Below are 1,227 nucleotides of genomic sequence, written 5' to 3'. Positions count from 1 at the left end.
GGTTGCGGGGGCAGGATTTGAACCTGCGACCTTCGGGTTATGAGCCCGACGAGCTACCGAACTGCTCCACCCCGCGATGATAATTAAATTAGATATGGCGGAGGAAGAGGGATTCGAACCCCCGCGGGCTTTGACACCCCTGTCGGTTTTCAAGACCGATCCCTTCAGCCAGACTTGGGTATTCCTCCGTATAAGTGGTGGACCTTGTAGGACTCGAACCTACGACCGGACGGTTATGAGCCGTCTGCTCTAACCAACTGAGCTAAAGGTCCAATGGTAGCGGCGGAGGGGATCGAACCCCCGACCTCACGGGTATGAACCGTACGCTCTAGCCAGCTGAGCTACACCGCCAAAAAACAATTAAAATCAAGTGGAGCCTAGCGGGATCGAACCGCTGACCTCCTGCGTGCAAAGCAGGCGCTCTCCCAGCTGAGCTAAGGCCCCGAAATGGTCGGGAAGACAGGATTCGAACCTGCGACCCCATGGTCCCAAACCATGTGCTCTACCAAGCTGAGCTACTTCCCGTTTTCAAAAGTATGTATGGCGCGCCCGAGAGGAGTCGAACCCCTAACCTTTTGATCCGTAGTCAAACGCTCTATCCAATTGAGCTACGGGCGCAACAATAAGTGCCGAGGGCCGGACTTGAACCGGCACGGTAGTCACCTACCGCAGGATTTTAAGTCCTGTGTGTCTGCCAATTCCACCACCCCGGCATGGATGGTATAGTATAGTTGGAGCGGAAGACGGGATTCGAACCCGCGACCCCCACCTTGGCAAGGTGATGTTCTACCACTGAACTACTTCCGCGTTTGGCAATGCGGATGAAGGGACTTGAACCCCCACGTCTGTAAAGACACTAGAGCCTGATTCTAGCGCGTCTGCCAATTCCGCCACATCCGCAAGAAAAACATGGTGAGCCATGAAGGACTCGAACCTTCGACCCTCTGATTAAAAGTCAGATGCTCTACCAACTGAGCTAATGGCTCTTATTACAAGAGACTTATATAGTATAACATATAAAGGTGGTGCCGGCAAGAGGACTTGAACCCCCAACCTACTGATTACAAGTCAGTTGCTCTACCAATTGAGCTACACCGGCTTAATACGCCAACTTATGTATGATAGGAATGGTGGAGGATGACGGGCTCGAACCGCCGACCCTCTGCTTGTAAGGCAGATGCTCTCCCAGCTGAGCTAATCCTCCATATATTACACTTACGTGTAATG

At 52.6% G+C, this 1,227-nt stretch carries 13 tRNA genes; all 13 read right to left on the bottom strand.

Features of this window, described 5'->3' with window-relative positions:
- Nucleotides 1-2: 2 nt before the first annotated feature.
- The 13 genes from ACNFN4_RS22185 to ACNFN4_RS22125 all read right to left on the bottom strand — a co-directional run bounded on the left by ACNFN4_RS22185 (nucleotide 3) and on the right by ACNFN4_RS22125 (nucleotide 1,204).
- Nucleotides 3-76, bottom strand: a tRNA-Met gene (locus ACNFN4_RS22185).
- A gap of 19 nt (nucleotides 77-95) precedes the next feature.
- Nucleotides 96-188, bottom strand: a tRNA-Ser gene (locus tag ACNFN4_RS22180).
- A 7-nt stretch (nucleotides 189-195) separates the two neighbouring features.
- A tRNA-Ile gene (locus ACNFN4_RS22175) sits at nucleotides 196-272 on the bottom strand.
- 2 nt (nucleotides 273-274) lie between these two features.
- Nucleotides 275-351, bottom strand: a tRNA-Met gene (locus ACNFN4_RS22170).
- Nucleotides 352-371: 20 nt separating this feature from the next.
- Nucleotides 372-444 (bottom strand) — tRNA-Ala (locus tag ACNFN4_RS22165).
- Nucleotides 445-448: 4 nt separating this feature from the next.
- A tRNA-Pro gene (locus ACNFN4_RS22160) sits at nucleotides 449-525 on the bottom strand.
- Between the two features lie 16 nt (nucleotides 526-541).
- Nucleotides 542-618 (bottom strand) — tRNA-Arg (locus ACNFN4_RS22155).
- Between the two features lie 9 nt (nucleotides 619-627).
- Nucleotides 628-713, bottom strand: a tRNA-Leu gene (locus tag ACNFN4_RS22150).
- A 19-nt stretch (nucleotides 714-732) separates the two neighbouring features.
- Nucleotides 733-807, bottom strand: a tRNA-Gly gene (locus ACNFN4_RS22145).
- 9 nt (nucleotides 808-816) lie between these two features.
- Nucleotides 817-900 (bottom strand) — tRNA-Leu (locus ACNFN4_RS22140).
- A 10-nt stretch (nucleotides 901-910) separates the two neighbouring features.
- Nucleotides 911-986: transfer RNA gene (locus ACNFN4_RS22135), tRNA-Lys, on the bottom strand.
- A 37-nt stretch (nucleotides 987-1,023) separates the two neighbouring features.
- Nucleotides 1,024-1,099: transfer RNA gene (locus ACNFN4_RS22130), tRNA-Thr, on the bottom strand.
- A 29-nt stretch (nucleotides 1,100-1,128) separates the two neighbouring features.
- Nucleotides 1,129-1,204 (bottom strand) — tRNA-Val (locus ACNFN4_RS22125).
- Nucleotides 1,205-1,227: the final 23 nt, after the last annotated feature.

The organism is Bacillus sp. N1(2025), assembly GCF_053470005.1.
The sequence above is the reverse complement of the archived record's forward strand: the minus strand, read 5'-3'. Positions and strand labels throughout refer to the sequence as shown.